13 protein-coding genes and 1 tRNA gene are annotated in these 15,223 nt (G+C 54.4%); 7 read left to right on the forward strand and 7 right to left on the reverse strand.

All coding sequences use genetic code 11. The features are described from left to right. The first annotated feature begins 76 nt into the window (after window positions 1–76). Complete coding sequence (locus tag WH298_RS02940) at window positions 77–3,967, forward strand: S6 family peptidase (protein WP_180822185.1); 3,891 nt, start codon at window positions 77–79, stop codon at window positions 3,965–3,967. A gap of 52 nt (window positions 3,968–4,019) precedes the next feature. Here the strand turns inward: WH298_RS02940 and yejK are convergent, their stop codons facing one another. Continuing rightward, a complete protein-coding gene (gene yejK / locus WH298_RS02945) occupies window positions 4,020–5,024 on the reverse strand; it encodes a nucleoid-associated protein YejK (RefSeq protein ID WP_180822186.1) in 1,005 nt (334 codons plus the stop codon). 158 nt (window positions 5,025–5,182) lie between these two features. On the opposite strand from yejK, the gene WH298_RS02950 reads away from it, so the two are divergent. From WH298_RS02950 to WH298_RS02960, 3 genes are all read left to right on the forward strand, one after another. Continuing rightward, window positions 5,183–5,410 carry a YejL family protein gene (locus WH298_RS02950; protein ID WP_007889427.1) on the forward strand — a complete coding sequence of 76 codons (228 nt, stop codon included), beginning with the start codon at window positions 5,183–5,185 and terminating at the stop codon, window positions 5,408–5,410. Between the two features lie 22 nt (window positions 5,411–5,432). Beyond that, window positions 5,433–7,187 (forward strand): LPS biosynthesis-modulating metalloenzyme YejM, encoded by a 1,755-nt coding sequence (gene yejM, locus WH298_RS02955; protein ID WP_180822187.1) that lies wholly within the window; start codon window positions 5,433–5,435, stop codon window positions 7,185–7,187. Window positions 7,188–7,257: 70 nt separating this feature from the next. After that, window positions 7,258–7,334: transfer RNA gene (locus WH298_RS02960), tRNA-Pro, on the forward strand. A gap of 53 nt (window positions 7,335–7,387) precedes the next feature. On the opposite strand, the gene arsC is transcribed toward WH298_RS02960, so the two are convergent. The 3 genes from arsC to WH298_RS02975 are packed head-to-tail and all read right to left on the reverse strand — an operon-like array spanning window position 7,388 to window position 9,490. Further along, on the reverse strand, window positions 7,388–7,813 hold the full coding sequence (arsC, locus tag WH298_RS02965) for a glutaredoxin-dependent arsenate reductase (RefSeq protein WP_180822188.1): 426 nt from the start codon (window positions 7,811–7,813) through the stop codon (window positions 7,388–7,390). Window positions 7,814–7,826: 13 nt separating this feature from the next. Then, on the reverse strand, window positions 7,827–9,116 hold the full coding sequence (locus tag WH298_RS02970; RefSeq protein WP_180822189.1) for an arsenic transporter: 1,290 nt from the start codon (window positions 9,114–9,116) through the stop codon (window positions 7,827–7,829). Between the two features lie 53 nt (window positions 9,117–9,169). Beyond that, window positions 9,170–9,490 (reverse strand): metalloregulator ArsR/SmtB family transcription factor, encoded by a 321-nt coding sequence (locus tag WH298_RS02975; protein WP_180822190.1) that lies wholly within the window; start codon window positions 9,488–9,490, stop codon window positions 9,170–9,172. Window positions 9,491–9,577: 87 nt separating this feature from the next. Between WH298_RS02975 and arsH the strand changes: the two genes are divergently transcribed. From arsH to WH298_RS02990, 3 genes are all read left to right on the forward strand, one after another. Next, window positions 9,578–10,279 carry an arsenical resistance protein ArsH gene (gene arsH / locus WH298_RS02980; RefSeq protein ID WP_180822191.1) on the forward strand — a complete coding sequence of 234 codons (702 nt, stop codon included), beginning with the start codon at window positions 9,578–9,580 and terminating at the stop codon, window positions 10,277–10,279. 217 nt (window positions 10,280–10,496) lie between these two features. After that, window positions 10,497–10,700, forward strand: a complete 204-nt coding sequence (locus tag WH298_RS02985; protein ID WP_007889416.1) for a hypothetical protein — start codon at window positions 10,497–10,499, stop codon at window positions 10,698–10,700. Between the two features lie 77 nt (window positions 10,701–10,777). Next, window positions 10,778–11,503, forward strand: a complete 726-nt coding sequence (locus WH298_RS02990; RefSeq protein ID WP_180822192.1) for a 4'-phosphopantetheinyl transferase family protein — start codon at window positions 10,778–10,780, stop codon at window positions 11,501–11,503. A gap of 154 nt (window positions 11,504–11,657) precedes the next feature. Here WH298_RS02990 and WH298_RS02995 read toward each other — a convergent pair whose 3' ends face one another. The 3 genes from WH298_RS02995 to apbE form a co-directional block, all read right to left on the reverse strand. Continuing rightward, a complete protein-coding gene (locus WH298_RS02995; protein WP_180822193.1) occupies window positions 11,658–13,310 on the reverse strand; it encodes a multidrug ABC transporter permease/ATP-binding protein in 1,653 nt (550 codons plus the stop codon). Window positions 13,311–13,394: 84 nt separating this feature from the next. Further along, complete coding sequence (gene alkB, locus WH298_RS03000) at window positions 13,395–14,036, reverse strand: DNA oxidative demethylase AlkB (protein WP_007889412.1); 642 nt, start codon at window positions 14,034–14,036, stop codon at window positions 13,395–13,397. A gap of 11 nt (window positions 14,037–14,047) precedes the next feature. After that, on the reverse strand, window positions 14,048–15,085 hold the full coding sequence (gene apbE, locus WH298_RS03005; protein WP_180822194.1) for an FAD:protein FMN transferase ApbE: 1,038 nt from the start codon (window positions 15,083–15,085) through the stop codon (window positions 14,048–14,050). Between the last annotated feature and the right edge of the window lie 138 nt (window positions 15,086–15,223).

Here is a 15,223-nt window from a genome sequence, read left to right on the forward strand (position 1 = left end):
TCAGCATTCGTTCGGTTACATGAAATTATGCCGCCTTTCTTCCTGCTTTTAGGAAATTATCAGAAAGGGAATTCATGTGAAAAAGGCCATCATCATTTCTTACGGCACGCTGTTTATCTGCCTGTCGTCGTCTGCTGGCGTTATGCGCCATGACATCAATGTGCAGGACTATCGCGACTTTGCGGAAAATATGGGCAAATACCGCGTTGGGGTAAGTAATATTCCGGTTTATAAGAAAAATGGTGAGCTTGATGCTTACATCAGTTTTCCTATGCCGGACATGAGCAGCATATCTCGTCGAGGTTTTGCTGCGTTAACGGCACCATCTTATGTAATGAGCGCGCGACATGTGCATGAAGGATTTGCTTACTTTGGCGCGGCTTCAGAGTTTTCCAGAAAATATATTTTTATTAATCGTAACGCCGTTGATGACAGTATCGACCAGGATTATATGTTGCCACGACTGAGCAAAGTGGTAACTGAAGTTGCGCCTACTGAAACGGTTGAAAATAGCGAGTGGAAAGCTGGTAGGGGTACACGTTATATTGCCTATGCTCGCGCGGGAGGTGGTTATCAGCGTCAAATTAACGATCAACTAGACGGTTTTAATTCTGTAGCGAGTTACTACAAATGGTTAGCTGGCGGTACCATAAATCCTGATGCAACTTCGTCCACTGCCCACTATTTCTACTGGACGCAATATAACCCCGATGATCCCCGTTCATCGCCGCTGTCATTTGCCTCACAATCAGGTGACAGCGGCAGTCCAATTTATGTATACGATGCCGTTGATAAAAAGTGGAAGCTCATGGCTGCTCTGCGCGGACGCACCAGCGGTATAGAAAAATACGGCCTGACATCGCTCGCAGCGTTAATACCTGACGGTTATTACGACAACATTGTGTCAGCAAATACCTCACCTGACGTTACCGACATTGCTGGTGCAGGAGATGTTTTCTGGAATACCGCCACTATTGACCAGGGCAATAAACAGTGGAGCTGGCAGGGCATCGCCGAAAAATATCGCCATCTCGCGCCCGGAAAAGCCTCGCTGGAAGAACTCGATGCCAGCAAGGATATCCGCTTTAACGGCGCGGGCGGCGACATTATCCTCAGCGATGCCGTTAACCTCGGCGCCGGCAAGCTGCAGTTCTCGAATAACTACAGGGTAAAATCAGCCGCAGGCGCTGACGCCACCTGGGTTGGCGGCGGTATTGAAGTGGATGCGGACAAAAAGGTGCTGTGGCAGGTCAACGGCCTGGCAGACGATGACCTGCATAAAATCGGCGCCGGTACGCTGCACGTTAACGCCTCAGGTAAAAACGAAGGCGGCCTCAACGTCGGCGACGGCACCGTAATCCTCGATCAGCAGGCCGACGCTCAGGGCAACCAGCAGGCGTTCTCGCGCGTGACGATCGTCAGCGGCCGCCCGACCGTGGTGCTCAACAATGATAACCAGGTGGCGGGCGACGATATCTTCTTCGGCTATCGCGGCGGCAGGCTGGACCTCAACGGTCACGACCTGATGATGAAGCGAATTAACCACACCGACTCCGGCGCCACGCTGCTGAACCAGAGCGCCGATCGCGCCTCGAGCCTGACGCTGACCGGCTTCGCTCCCGCTGACATCACCATCCAGGAGTGGAACTCCGCCACCCACAGCGGCAGCGTCGGCGATATTTACGAAGACTGGAACGACCGCTCGCAGCGCATCGAATACTTCCAGCTGAAAACCGGCACCTACAGCTACTTCCCGACCAATCAGCAGGATAACAGCTACTGGAAATACATCGGCTTTGACGCCGAAGAGGCGAAAACCTATCGCGCCATGCAGTTTAATGACTTGGTGTTTCGCGGCTACCTGGGCTCCGATTCTGCGGATGGCGTCAACGGTAAATTTGATTTCAACTTCTCTCCGGCACTGGCCGCCACGAAACTGGCGCTGACCGGCGGCAGCAATCTCAGCGGCAATATCAACCTCAATAACGGCACGCTGCTGCTCTCCGGCCAGCCGGTGCCGCACGCCGGCGGCCTGATTATTGATGACGACTGGACCACCTCAACCTTTATCGCCGACAACATCGTTGCTGCCAGCAATACGCGCCTGCAGGTTGGCGAATACGCGCAGGTGAAGGCCAACATTCAGGCCGGTGACAACAGCCAGGTCCTGCTCGGCTATCAGCCCGGCGCGGATGCTCAGCAACAGATTTTACGCTGCGTCTCACCAGTGCAGAGCACCGCCACCTCCTGTGAAACCGCCTCGCGCGATGCCGCGGCGTTAAGCGCCCTGCCCGCCAGCACCGTGCACGGCGATATCACCCTCGGCGATCAGGCGGAGCTTTATCTCGGCAAGGTCGACTTCCGCGGCCGCATCACCGATCGCAACGCGGCCCGGGTAACGATGTCGGGCGACACCTTCTGGAATCTAACCGGCGACAGCCGCATGCAGCGCCTGAACGCGCCGCAGGGCGGTATCATCTCGGCGCTGTCCGACAACGATAAAAACTGGACGCCAAAGCAGCTGTGGGTGGAAAACCTTTACGCCAGTAATCTGCAGCTGGGATTTGGTATCGCCCCGCAGACCGGCATCAGCGACAGCCTGTACGTTGATAAATCGGCGCAGGGCAGCGGCAACACGCTCGACCTCGGCTTTATGCTCGGCGAAACCTTCCCGGACAAGGTGCCAAACCAGATCGTGCTGCTGGATACGCCGGCTGGCACCGCGCATGACTACTTCACCCTGCCGCCGATCAAACGGGGCTTTTCCATCTATTCTCCTGACTATCAGGTGATTGAAACCGATGGCCGCGTGAAGTGGGTGATCGCCAAAACGCCGGTGCCGGTGGTTGATCCGGCACCTGAACCGAAGCCAGACCCGATTGTTGACCCGGCACCTGAACCGAAACCTGATCCGATTGTTGACCCTACGCCGGAGCCGAAGCCGGATCCGGTGATTGACCCCGCGCCGGAGCCGAAGCCGGATCCGATTGTCGATCCAGCGCCGGAGCCAAAACCAGAACCGGTTGTCGATCCCGCGCCAGAACCGGGCAAGCCGGAAGACTGGTTTAACATCAGCGATAATGACGGCCTGCTGCACAGCACCCGCGCGCTGCTGGCCTCGCGTCAGTATCTGTTTAGCGAGACGGCGGCGTCACTCAACGACCGCGCGCAGACGTTGCGCGGCGATGCGCAGATGCACGGCGTCTGGGGCGGCTACAGCTATAACCGTGGCGGCATTGCTGACGTCAGCATCCGCCAGCAGAGCTTTGAACTGGGCGTGGATAAACAGGTCGGCGCATGGCGCGTCGGTCTGATGGCCAGCCACGGCCAGGGCAGCGGTAAAGGGATGGGCTCGATCAGCCATCAGCTCAGCACGCTCGGCACTTACGCCAGCTGGCTGGCAGACGGCGGCTGGTTTGCCGATCTGGCAGCGCGCTATATGCATCTGCGCCAGGACCTCAAGCTCGACCCGGCGCTGGAAGTGAAGGGGACGCAGCGTAGCAGCCAGATGCTGGCGGCGAGTGCTAAAGTCGGACGCCAGATGCCGCTGTTCGACGATTCGTTTACTCTGTCACCCTTTGTGGAAACCCGCGTGGGCTATCTGCCGGGCTATCGGTTACAGGGCTACGACGCCAGTATCACGTTGAGCAGCGCCACGCCGTGGTCGGTGTCGCCGGGTATTGAGCTGAGAAAGCGCGGATTAGGTTCAGTGTTGCCAGCCGTATCGCTGTTTGCCGGCATCAGCAAACAGTATTCACCAGGCAGCAGCGGCTCAACGCTGACGCTCGCCGACAGCCACGCCAGCCGCACATACGATGCGTGGAGCGATAACCGCTATCGCCTGCACGCCGGGTTTGAAGGTCAGATTAGCGAGAACTGGTCACTGCAGGTGGGCGCGAAGCACAGTGCTGGCGGGAAGTTTCAGACCGATACCGCATTCAACGGAGCGCTGAACTATTCCTTCTGAGGATCGCGGTTCTGATAAAAAAGCCGGGCAATCTTCTACCCGGCTTTTTCATTTATTTACTGCTGGTGCGCCGCTGTAGCTGATCGCGCAGATTAGGCGGCGTGCCTTTAATGGTCAGCGTATCGGTAGTGGGATCCCAGAAAATACGTTCGCCAAACAGCATCGCATCAAAATTCAGGGTTAATCCGCCACCGCTACCGGCAAACTTGGTGAGCTGACGCAGCGTACTGCGGTCAGCAGGGAAGCTCTCTTCCAGCTCGTAACCCTGCTCCTGAGTAAAAGCCTGGAAGGTTTTTTCCCCCAGCGGCGGCAGTTCGCTCGACAGATCTTCCAGCGCGATCTCTTCGCCTGCCTGCAGCTGCTCGTTGCAATAGCTGTAAACCTGCTGGCGATAATTCTGGCGTTCGTTTTTATCCAGTTCCGACTCGGCGCAGTAATCATCCACCGCTTGCAGCAGACCGCGGTTTTGCGCTTTGGTGTCCAAACCTACGCTGGCGCCAAGGAAATCCATAAAAAAGTCAGCCACTTTACGGCCAACGCGACCGCGCAGGAACGTGAGATAACGCGTCGATTCTGGATTGGTTTCCCATTCGGTGAGATCGATACGCGCCACGATATCCGCATGGTTGATGTCGAGATAATGGGTGCTGCTGATATCAAGCTGCTCGTTGACGCGCATGCTCGACTGGCTGTTCAACACCGCAATCAGCAAATATTCGACGGCGAGATAGCGATAGTGCAGGAACAGCACCACGCCACCTTCCGCAAACGTATATTTGCTCAGTTCATCGCGCAAACGGCCGGTCGCCGCGCGGCTAAATGCCAGAAAGTCATCTTCCCCTTTGCGGCAGTTACGCAGCGCATCGGCCAGCTCGCTATCCTCGTTAAACAGGCCGTAGGCTTTGCTTTTCGCGCTATAAACCCGGTGCAGCTCTTCCGCCATCTCTTCAACCGCGCGGGTGGCCGGCAGCAAGGTATCGCGCAGCACCAGTTCCAGCTGGTTTTCATCACGTTTAACTAACTGGTGCAGGGCAATCTGGTCGATATCCAGACTCATGGTAGACTCTCCTTTTAGCTCAGGCGCGTATTCAAACACCGCCCGCAGCCGCTTTCAACTGCCAGCACAAACTGATCGCTCTGCTTGCGATAAAATTGCGGAAAAAAGTGCATTGTTACGGTAATATACCGCCTTTTCACCCTTGATTAGACGACGATATGCCACAATCATCCCGTTACAGTGACGAACGCGTGGAAAAGCTCCTCGCAGAGATGGCGCAAATTCTTGAGAAAGACAAAGCGCCAACCGACCTTTCCCTTATGGTATTGGGTAATATGGTAACTAATTTGATCAATACCAGCGTTTCACCGGCTCAGCGCCGCACGCTGGCACGATCTTTCGCGGAAGCGTTGCAGTCTTCCGTCCGCGACGATAACGCTCATTAAAATGCAGATCTGACCTCATAATATGGTAACCAACCGGCAGCGCTACCGCGAAAAAGTCTCCCAGATGATCAGCTGGGGGCATTGGTTTGCCCTGTTTAATATTATTTTCGCGTTTATTTTAGGCAGCCGCTATCTATTGGTTGCCGATTGGCCCGCGTCGCTTGCGGGTCGCATCTATGCCTTTACCAGTTGGATTGGCCACTTCAGCTTCATCGTTTTCGCCGGTTATCTGCTGATCATTTTCCCGCTCACCTTTGTGGTGATGTCTCAACGATTGCTCAGGGTGTTGTCGGCGATTATCGCCACCGCTGGACTGACGCTGATTATGGTCGACAGCGCAGTGTTCAGCCGCTTCCACCTGCACCTTAATCCGGTGGTGTGGGAGTTGGTGATTAACCCCGATCAAAGTGAGATGGCGCGCGACTGGCAGCTGATGTTTATCAGCGTGCCGCTGATTTTTCTTGTGGAGATGTTGTTCGCCACCTGGAGCTGGCAAAAGCTGCGCAGCCTTAACCGACGTTCATTCGGTAAGCCGCTGGCCGCGCTGTTTATCAGCGCCTTCTTCGCCAGCCATCTGCTGTATATCTGGGCCGATGCCAACTTCTATCGCCCAATCACTATGCAGCGCGCCAATCTACCGCTCTCTTATCCGATGACCGCGCGTCGCTTCCTGGAGCGCCACGGCCTGTTGGATGCGCAAGAGTATCAGCGCCGTCTGGTACAACAGGGCGATCCGGAAGCGCTATCGGTGCAGTATCCGTTGAGTGACATTACTTTCCGCGATGCGGGTACACGCCATAATCTGCTGGTGCTGACCGTCGATGGTCTGAATAACGCCACGGTGGACAAAGCGCTGCCGTCGCTCAATCAATTTGCTAGCGAGAACGTGCGCTTCACGCAGCATTACAGCGCCGGACTGCAGCCGGAAAAAGGCTTGTTCGGTCTGTTCTATGGCATCTCCTCCAGCTATATGGATGGCGTGCTGGCATCACGCATGCCTTCCGCTCTGCTCAATGCGCTGAATGCGCAAGGTTATCAGTTCGGTTTGTTCTCATCGGATGGCTTTAGTCAGCCGCTGTACCGTCAGGCATTGTTAGCCGATTATTCGCTACCGCAGGCCGATTCACAGCCCAATAGCACCACCGTCACGCAGTGGCAAAACTGGCTCAACGGCCAGAAAGCCAATAGCGCGCCGTGGTTCTCATGGGTGGCGTTGAACGGCGTGACCATCAATGGCGACACGCTGAAGGCGCGTCAACGCAGCTATTTGCGTCAGGCAAGTGGTGTTGATGAACAGATCAATACCGTGCTGCAAACGCTGCAGCAGCGCGATTTGCTGAAAAATACCGTGGTGGTGATTACGGCGCAGCGTGCCATCAATCTGGATAGTAATGATGACAATGCTGGCAATCGCGCGACGCTGCAGGTGCCGCTGGTGGTGCATTGGCCCAATACGCCAGCACAAACCATCGATCGCCTGACCAATCAGCAGGATGTGATGACCACGCTGATGCAGCGTCTGCTGCACGTGCGCACCAATCCCGTCAACTACTCGCAGGGTGAAGACCTGTTTGCAGCGCAACGTAGCCACAATTGGGTAGCGAGCAGCGAAGACGGCAAGCTGGTGATCACTACGCCAACCCTGACGCTGGTGCTAAATAATAATGGCAGCTACAGCGCTTATGATGTCCACGGCAAGCCGCTGAAAGATCATAAACCGCAGCTAGCATTGTTGTTGCAGGTGCTGACGGAAGAGAAGCGCTTTGTCGCAAACTGATTAAATATGAGGCAGTTAAATAGCGCTCATCTTGCAATTGCGCGGGGAAACAGTAATATTCCCCCACGTTCGGCACGTAGCGCAGCCTGGTAGCGCACGGTCATGGGGTGTCCGGGGTCGGAGGTTCAAATCCTCTCGTGCCGACCAAATTCCCAAAAAAGCAGCCTTTAAGGCTGCTTTTTTATTGCCCCAGATCCCCCTTAAATCATCCGATTACCTTGATCATCTATCACCCTCTCGCCATCCTCCTTAATGAATTTGCCTTGCTGCGCGTCTGGCAGAATATCAATAACCGCTTCTGAAGGTCGGCATAAGCGCGTGCCTAAAGGCGATACCACGATTGGGCGGTTAATTAAAATCGGGTTATTCAACATCGCCTCGAGCAACTGTTCATCGCTAAACCGTTCTTCGGCTAAACCTAGCTGTTCATACGGTGTTACGTTCTTACGCAATAAGGAGCGTGGGCTGATCCCCATCGCACCGATCAACGCCATTAACGTTTCACGATTGGGCGGCGTTTCAAGATAGAGAATGATGGTAGGTTCAACACCACTATTGCGAATAAGCGCCAGGGTGTTGCGAGAAGTTCCGCAAGCCGGATTATGATAAATAGTGATATCAGTCATGACTTCCCTCAGGTTAGTTCGACAACGTCAGGCGTAATGCCAGCGCACTTAGCGTGACAAGTAGTACGGGCAGCGTCATCACCACGCCTACCCGAAAGTAGTAGCCCCAGCTAATTTTAATGTTCTTCTGATCAAGCACGTGCAGCCAGAGTAATGTTGCCAGACTACCGATCGGAGTAATTTTAGGACCGAGGTCGCAACCAATCACATTGGCGTAAATCATCGCTTGCTTAACAACGCCTTGTGCCGCGCTCGAATCTGTAGACAGCGCGCCAATCAGCACCGTCGGCATATTATTCATCACCGATGAAAGCAGCGCCGTAACCAGGCCGGTGCCAAAAGTGGCCGACCATAAACCCTGCTGGGCGAAGATATTCAGTAACTCGGTCAGATATTGCGTTAAACCCGCATTTTTCAGTCCATAAACCACCAGGTACATTCCCAGCGAGAAAATGACGATCTGCCAGGGAGCTCCGCGTAAAACTTTCCCGGTGTTGATAGCGTCACCGCGTTTAGCCACGATAAACAGAAGTAAAGCCGCCGTCGCGGCAATCGCGCTCACCGGAATACCCAGCGGTTCCAGCAGGAAAAATCCAACCAGAAGTAGGCTCAACACCAGCCAACCTGCTCTAAAGGTTGCAGAATCTTTAATCGCCTCCGCGGGCTTTTTCAGCAGGGCATGGTCGTAAGCGTCAGGAATATCTTTGCGGAAAAAAAGGTGAAGTGCCAGCAGCGTAGCAACGATCGCCGCCATGTCTACTGGAACCATTACCGAAGCGTAATCAACGAATCCGAGGTTGAAAAAGTCAGCTGAAACGATGTTAACCAGATTGGATACCACCAGCGGTAAGCTTGCGGTATCAGCAATAAACCCAGCAGCCATAACAAAAGCCAATGTGGTCCCTTTACTCAATCCCAGCGCCAGCAGCATAGCTATCACGATCGGCGTCAGTATCAGTGCGGCCCCATCGTTGGCGAAAAGCGCAGCGACCGTCGCCCCTAAAAGTATGATGTAAGTGAACAACCATCGACCTCGCCCATGCCCCCAACGAGCTACATGCAAAGCACACCACTCAAAAAAACCGGATTCGTCCAGCAGAAGGCTGATGATAATAACGGCAATGAAAGCCGCCGTGGCATTCCAGACGATATGCCAGACACCAGGAATATCTGCCAGCTGTATAACTCCGGTTATCCATGCCAGAACAGCGCCGAACAAAGCAATCCAGCCAATCCCCAGGCCGCGAGGTTGCCAGATGACAAATACAATCGTGACGATAAATATCGCTGCTGCCAGTAACATCCCCATCTCCTGCCCAATGACACACATTCGTTTTGGTGTATGTATTTTAATTATCAACTACAAACAGAGGTATTGGCGCGTTGCAATGACTCGCGCACCTCATCACGCTGGCTGCTCCAGGCAGTATCAATAATCGACGCCGCCCAGGCGGGCATATGTGGCGAGAGACGATAGTGAATCCACTTACCTTCACGGCGATCCAGTAGCAACCCAGCCTCACGAAGCAAGGCAATATGCCGGGAGATCTTTGGCTGTGATTGGTCAGTGACTGAACAGAGGTCGCACACACACAGCTCCCCCGCTTCTCGCAGCAGGAGGATAATGGTGGTGCGCGTCTCGTCGGCAAGCAGTTTGAAAAGTTGAACAGGCAGCATCAGAACACATTCCAGTGAAATTTAATACATATGCTAATTCATATATGTTAAAAGTAAAGGAAGAGTTTAATTACTGGAGAATTTTACATGCAGGCATTTCCCGCACTTGATGCGCATCATTTTGATCCGTCCATCGCTGAGAAGATCGGTGGTGTTGAGCAACCACCCAAATTCCTCATCCTCTATGGCTCGGTGCGCCAGCGTTCGTTTAGCCGACTTTCTGCCGAGGAGGCCGGGCGACTACTCAGCAAAATGGGGGCAGAGGTGAAGATATTTAATCCCTCTGGTTTACCTCTGCCTGATGATGCTCCCGAGACACATCCAAAAGTGCAGGAGTTACGCAGCCTGGTAAGGTGGTGTGATGGCATGGTGTGGAGTTCACCAGAAAGGCACGGAGCCATGAGTAGCATCCTAAAAGCGCAGATTGACTGGATTCCGCTGACTGAAGGTTCGATTCGCCCTTCTCAAGGTAAAACGCTGGCAGTTATGCAGGTTTGTGGTGGCTCGCAGTCATTTAATGCCGTCAATCAGATGCGCGTGCTTGGGCGCTGGATGCGGATGTTCACCATTGCCAATCAATCATCGGTGGCAAAAGCGTGGCAGGAATTTGATGAAGAAGGACGGATGAAACCCTCTGCTTATTACGATCGCATTGTGGATGTCGTGGAGGAACTGTTCAAAATCACGCTGATTCTAAAAGACCATACTGACTATCTCGCGGATCGTTACAGCGAAAGAAAAGATAATCACCAGCAGCTTTCAGCCCGGGTTAATCAGGCGAAGATTTAGCCATACCGGGCTGGCCTGGGTTCAGCCCGTTAATATTATCAGAATAGTACCAAGCAAAAAGCAATTACCAGCTTTTAATCAGTCAGTTACCGAAAGCAACCTAAGCGGTTCAAGATCACACTTTCGGATAATTGTGACGGCACTTCATCAAACTGAAACAAAACTGTCACAGACTTCACTTATTCTTAAGCCTCATGTTTTTTCGATGGAAACCGTTATGGTCATCAAAGCAAAAAACCTGCAGGACGCGGAAGAACTGCTGCACTCGGGTATCAATAAAGTTGAACTGGCTTACGATATCGACAGTGACGACTTCTTCCGCCTGGCCAGTCGTTGGTGCGATCGGGGCGCTCGCATTACCAAAGGCCATCAGCACTTTGTGGTGCAGATTAAAGGTATGGCAATTCCCCCGAATAACTAACAGTGAGTGAGCCCCTTTGGCTTGCTCTCCATCCGGCTGACTGGTAAAACTACGTTTTCCGTCGGCCGTGATTTTTTATGTTTGCCTCTCAGACACCGCTTGCTCTGCCCTCTTCCCCCTTTATTCATGCTGCTGGCCTCTCGCTGGACAGCGTGCCGATCGCCTGGTGTGAATTCGTTCAGCACCATTGGCATGCCGAACTGCATCATTCGTGGCAACTGCCGCTGCCCACCTCGCTGGAAGGTGCCGTAACGAAGCGCAAAGCCGAGTTTCTGGCCAGCCGCTGGTTGGTACAGCAAAGAGTGGCGCAGCTTGATGAACCCGATTTTGTCTTGCGTAATGCGCCGGATCGCTCTCCGCTATGGCCTGCTGGCATTCAGGCGTCGTTGTCGCACACGCGCAATATTGCGATCTTCGCCGCCACGCGCGATCCGTTATGCATTGGCGTGGATGTGGAGCAAATAATGGCAGAGGAGACTGCCGATGAGACGGCCGAGCTGTTGATGAGCGCTGCGGAAAAGCAGCGCCTGCTGGCGCAACCATTGCCTTTCGCGCAGAGTGCAACGCTGCTGTTTTCGCTGAAAGAGAGTCTGTATAAAGCGCTGTGGCCGCAGCTGCATCAGCCGATGGATTTTCTGCAGGCGGAAGTAGTGGAGTTGGATGTGAAGCAAGGCCATGCGCGGTTGCGGCTGTGTCAGGATTTTGCGCCGGATTTTACTGGCAACACGCCGTTGCAGGCGCGTTTCTGGCTGAGCGATGCGCACGTCATAACGTTGCTCACCCATCCGCTGCCGGCAAAATAAAAAACCGGCTCAGAAATAAACCCGAGCCGGTGACAACACAAGACGACAGAAGTGTTCCAGGGACGCAGAAACGAGGATTTCTGCTGCGAATGACTTTACTTCCTGCGCAACACCTTGCCCAATAAGGCTTTTCGCTAAGCTTTCCCGGCTAGCATCAATGCCCGGTATCGGTGCGATGTACCGCATCCAGCGTGGCCATCTCGCGCTCTTTGCCGGTTAACTCAATGAGCTGTCCTTCACGCATCTCAAGCAGGCGATCGGCATGAATAAAGTAGTGATCGTCGTGGCTAATGGCGAAAACGGTTTTACCCGATTGCTGTAACCATGGCAGCAACTCGCGATAGAAGATACGGCGGAAATGGGGATCCTGATCCGCCGCCCACTCGTCGAGCAGCAAAATGTCACGCTCTTCGGCTGCGGCTAACAGCAGCGCCAGGCGTTTGCTCTGCCCTTTCGACAGTTGCAAATTGAGCACTTTGTTGCCTTCGAGCTTGAGCTTATCCTGCATCTTCAGGCGCTCCAGCCACTGCTGCACCAGCGCTGGATTGGCCGGCTGGCCTTGCTGGCCGATTAAACGGTCAAACAGGTGCACATCGGTAAACACCGCCGAGAAGTGTTGGCGATACGCATCGAGATTGTGCCAGTCAACCACCTTGCCATCCAGCAGCAAGCTGCCCGATTGCGGCTGATAAAGCCCGGTGAGCAGCATCGCCAGGGTTGATTTACCGCTGCCGTTGCCGCCAATCAGAAACACCAGTTCTCCACGACGCAGCGTCAGATTGATCGGTCCAACCTGGAAACCCCGTTCGCCATAGTGGAAACTCACATCGCGCAGCTCCAGCGTTTGCCAGTTACTGACGCTCGGTAATGGTTTAAATGCTTCGTTGTACGGCGCCAGTTCAAAGGTATTGAGTTTGCGGAAGGCGACCTGCGCGCTAAGCAGCGTGGGCAAGGCACCGACCGCCGCCAGCAGCGGCGTGCGCAGGAATAGCAGCGTCAGCGAATAGGTTGCTGCCACCGCAGTATTGGCCCAGCCAAGCCCGTTTGCCATAAAGAACACAATGCCAATCGCACCCAGCATCATAATATTTGACCAGTTCACCGCGCTGAGGTGGAAAGTATCGGCGCGCACGATGTGGTGGCGATAACTTTTGGCATTCTCCTGATACACGCTGTCGTAAATCAGCTGCGCGCGTTCGCGGTTCAGCTGCAGCTCTTTGCGCCCTTCAATAATGGTCTGGAAGTCGCGATACAGTTGATCTTCTGTCTCGCGCAATTTTGCCATGTGCTGATAAACGCGCGATACCAGCAGCCAGCCACCGACCAGCGTTACCACCAGCCACAAGCTGGTAATCAGCAGCATTTTCGGCGAGAGCCAGGCGAGATAAAGTGCCGAACCCAGCGTGATGATGATGCCCTGAATCAGCTCGGGTAAACGTACGAAGGCAATGGTGATGGCGCGCACATCGCTGGTAAGACCGGCCAGCAACTGCGCATTGCCAATCTGTTCAAGACGTTCCACCCGCGTATCAAGAATACGTTTGATGAATTCACCGCGCAGACGCCAGACAAAGTGGTGGCCGAGCAGGGTCAGCGCCAGCTGTGAACCGAGCGTCACCGCCATCAGCAGAAACAGCTGCCCGAGAAAGCTCGGTAAAACAGAGATCGAGGTGTTCACCGCCACGATCAGCTCATTATTGATATAGGCAATCAGGCCTATACCGAGCACGGCGCTCAGCAGCGTGAGCAGGATGACGCCAATAAAAGGCCAGCGGTACTGGCGATAAACTACATGCAGCAATGCCATCAAAGGGTTCCAGCGGTCAATCAAGCAGCCTGCAGTTTAATGTCGCCCTCGCTGATAGCAAGAATAATTCTCATCCCGCCGCGGCTAAAACGCCCGGCGGAAAGTGAGGTTGTAGCGGAAAGCGCCCGCCTGCGGATGAATGCCCGCTTTAAGCGGCAAAATGCCGTGATAGCGCAGGCGTGAAGGCCCGCCCCACACCACAATGTCGCCATGTTCCAATAGCACACGCTGGGTAGCATCGCCGCGTTCGAAGCCACCGAACTGGAACACCGCCGGCAGCCCTAGCGACACGGAAACTATTGGCTGGCGTAGATCCTTCTCATCCTTATCCTGATGCAGCGTCAGTTTCGCACCGGGTTCATAGCGATTAATCAGACACGCATCGGGATTGTAACCGCTAAAACCGGCTTCGCCTGCCGTCTGCTGCGCCAGCTCGCGGAACAGCGCGGGCATCGGTGGCCAATGGTGCCCGCTGTTGCCGTCCTGTTCGGTGTATTGATAGCCGCGTGAATCGGTTGACCAACCAAAATCGCCGCAGTTAGTCATCGCCACCGACATACGATGGCCGCCGGGCGTGATGCGATGCTCGAAGGGATTCTGTGCGGAAATGTCGTGAATTGCGGCCAATAACGCATCGGCCCGATCGCGAGCGCGACGGCGCAGGATGACGGCGCCCTCTGCCAGCGGCTCTTGCCACGGGGCTTCTTCACTGAATAAGTCCAACATCTGCGCCTCCTTTACTGTGATTTCTGATCGATCAGGAAAGATTTGAACTGCGGCGACATCCAGTGGCTAAAACCATCGCCCTGCTTAGTGATCAAATAGACGGCCAAATGCTCTTTCAGCGCTAGCGCCTGCGCACGTTCGCTGCCCAGCACCATCAAGCCGGTATCCCAGCCATCCGCTTCCAGCGCGGTGGTGGCAATCACCGTCGCCGAAACCAGTTTATGCTCAATCGGCCGGCCGGTGCTGGGATCGATGACGTGCGAAATGCGTTTGCCATCCAGTTCATAATAGTTGCGATAGCTGCCCGAGGTGCTGATGCCATGCCCTTGCAGATCGACACGGGCTTCTACCGCGTTTTCGCGATCGGTCGGTTTCTGAATCGCTACGCGCCACGGCAGCTGGTTAGCATTCACGCCACGGCTTAACACCGCGCCGCCCACCGAGACCAGATAGTTGGTGATGCCTTGCTGCTCCATCAGACGCGCCAGGTGATCGGTGGCATAACCTTCGCCCATGGTAGAGAGATCAACATACAAGCCTGGCAGATCTTTCTGCAGCCACTGACCGGCAACGCCCTGAATTACACGCAAGTGCTGTAAACCGCTCAGCGCTTTGGCCGCGGCAATTTCGGCATCGGTTGGCGTATGCAACGGCTGTTGGGTTGGGCCGAATCCCCATAAATTGACCAGCGGCCCGACGGTGATATCCATCGCACCCGCCGTTTTTTTGCCAATACGCAGCGCCAGAGTGACGATATCCGCCATATCCGCGCTCACCGGCTGCGCTGCCGTGCCTTGATACTGATTAAATTGCGATAGCACCGAATCAGGCTTCCACGTCGATAATTCACCGTCATCATGGTCTAGCTGCTGCTGAATCATTTGCTGCAACGTCGCTTTACGTTGCGGCTCAACGCCGGCGACGCTAACGCGCCAAACGGTGCCCATGGTTTTGCCTTCCAGTACCATCGCCTGCTGACTATCATTTTTTTCACAACCGCTCAGGGCGCATGCCATTAAGCCAATTAGCAGAATATTCTTAAGGCACATACTTTCCTCTTATGAAACGCATCACTTCAGCCCATTGCTAAGCATAAAATCTTGTAAATCAGTCTAAAGACCCTTGATGTTTGTTAAGCGCTGGCCCAGGATAATCGGTCCCTGCAACGGTATGTCTTCAGGAGAATG

The sequence above is a fragment of the Pantoea nemavictus genome (genome assembly GCF_037479095.1).
In the GTDB taxonomy this organism is placed as follows: Bacteria; Pseudomonadota; Gammaproteobacteria; order Enterobacterales; family Enterobacteriaceae; genus Pantoea; species Pantoea nemavictus.

Excerpts from the sequence above, each read along its gene's own strand:
- WH298_RS02950 (WP_007889427.1), top strand. The coding sequence starts at position 5,183 with ATGCCACAATCATCCCGTTACAGTGACGAACGCGTGGAAAAGCTCCTC.
- WH298_RS02975 (WP_180822190.1), bottom strand. The coding sequence starts at position 9,490 with ATGCTGCCTGTTCAACTTTTCAAACTGCTTGCCGACGAGACGCGCACC.
- WH298_RS02970 (WP_180822189.1), bottom strand. The coding sequence starts at position 9,116 with ATGTTACTGGCAGCAGCGATATTTATCGTCACGATTGTATTTGTCATC.
- arsC (WP_180822188.1), bottom strand. The coding sequence starts at position 7,813 with ATGACTGATATCACTATTTATCATAATCCGGCTTGCGGAACTTCTCGC.
- apbE (WP_180822194.1), bottom strand. The coding sequence starts at position 15,085 with ATGTGCCTTAAGAATATTCTGCTAATTGGCTTAATGGCATGCGCCCTG.
- arsH (WP_180822191.1), top strand. The coding sequence starts at position 9,578 with ATGCAGGCATTTCCCGCACTTGATGCGCATCATTTTGATCCGTCCATC.
- yejM (WP_180822187.1), top strand. The coding sequence starts at position 5,433 with ATGGTAACCAACCGGCAGCGCTACCGCGAAAAAGTCTCCCAGATGATC.
- yejK (WP_180822186.1), bottom strand. The coding sequence starts at position 5,024 with ATGAGTCTGGATATCGACCAGATTGCCCTGCACCAGTTAGTTAAACGT.
- WH298_RS02985 (WP_007889416.1), top strand. The coding sequence starts at position 10,497 with ATGGTCATCAAAGCAAAAAACCTGCAGGACGCGGAAGAACTGCTGCAC.
- WH298_RS02995 (WP_180822193.1), bottom strand. The coding sequence starts at position 13,310 with ATGGCATTGCTGCATGTAGTTTATCGCCAGTACCGCTGGCCTTTTATT.
- WH298_RS02990 (WP_180822192.1), top strand. The coding sequence starts at position 10,778 with ATGTTTGCCTCTCAGACACCGCTTGCTCTGCCCTCTTCCCCCTTTATT.
- alkB (WP_007889412.1), bottom strand. The coding sequence starts at position 14,036 with ATGTTGGACTTATTCAGTGAAGAAGCCCCGTGGCAAGAGCCGCTGGCA.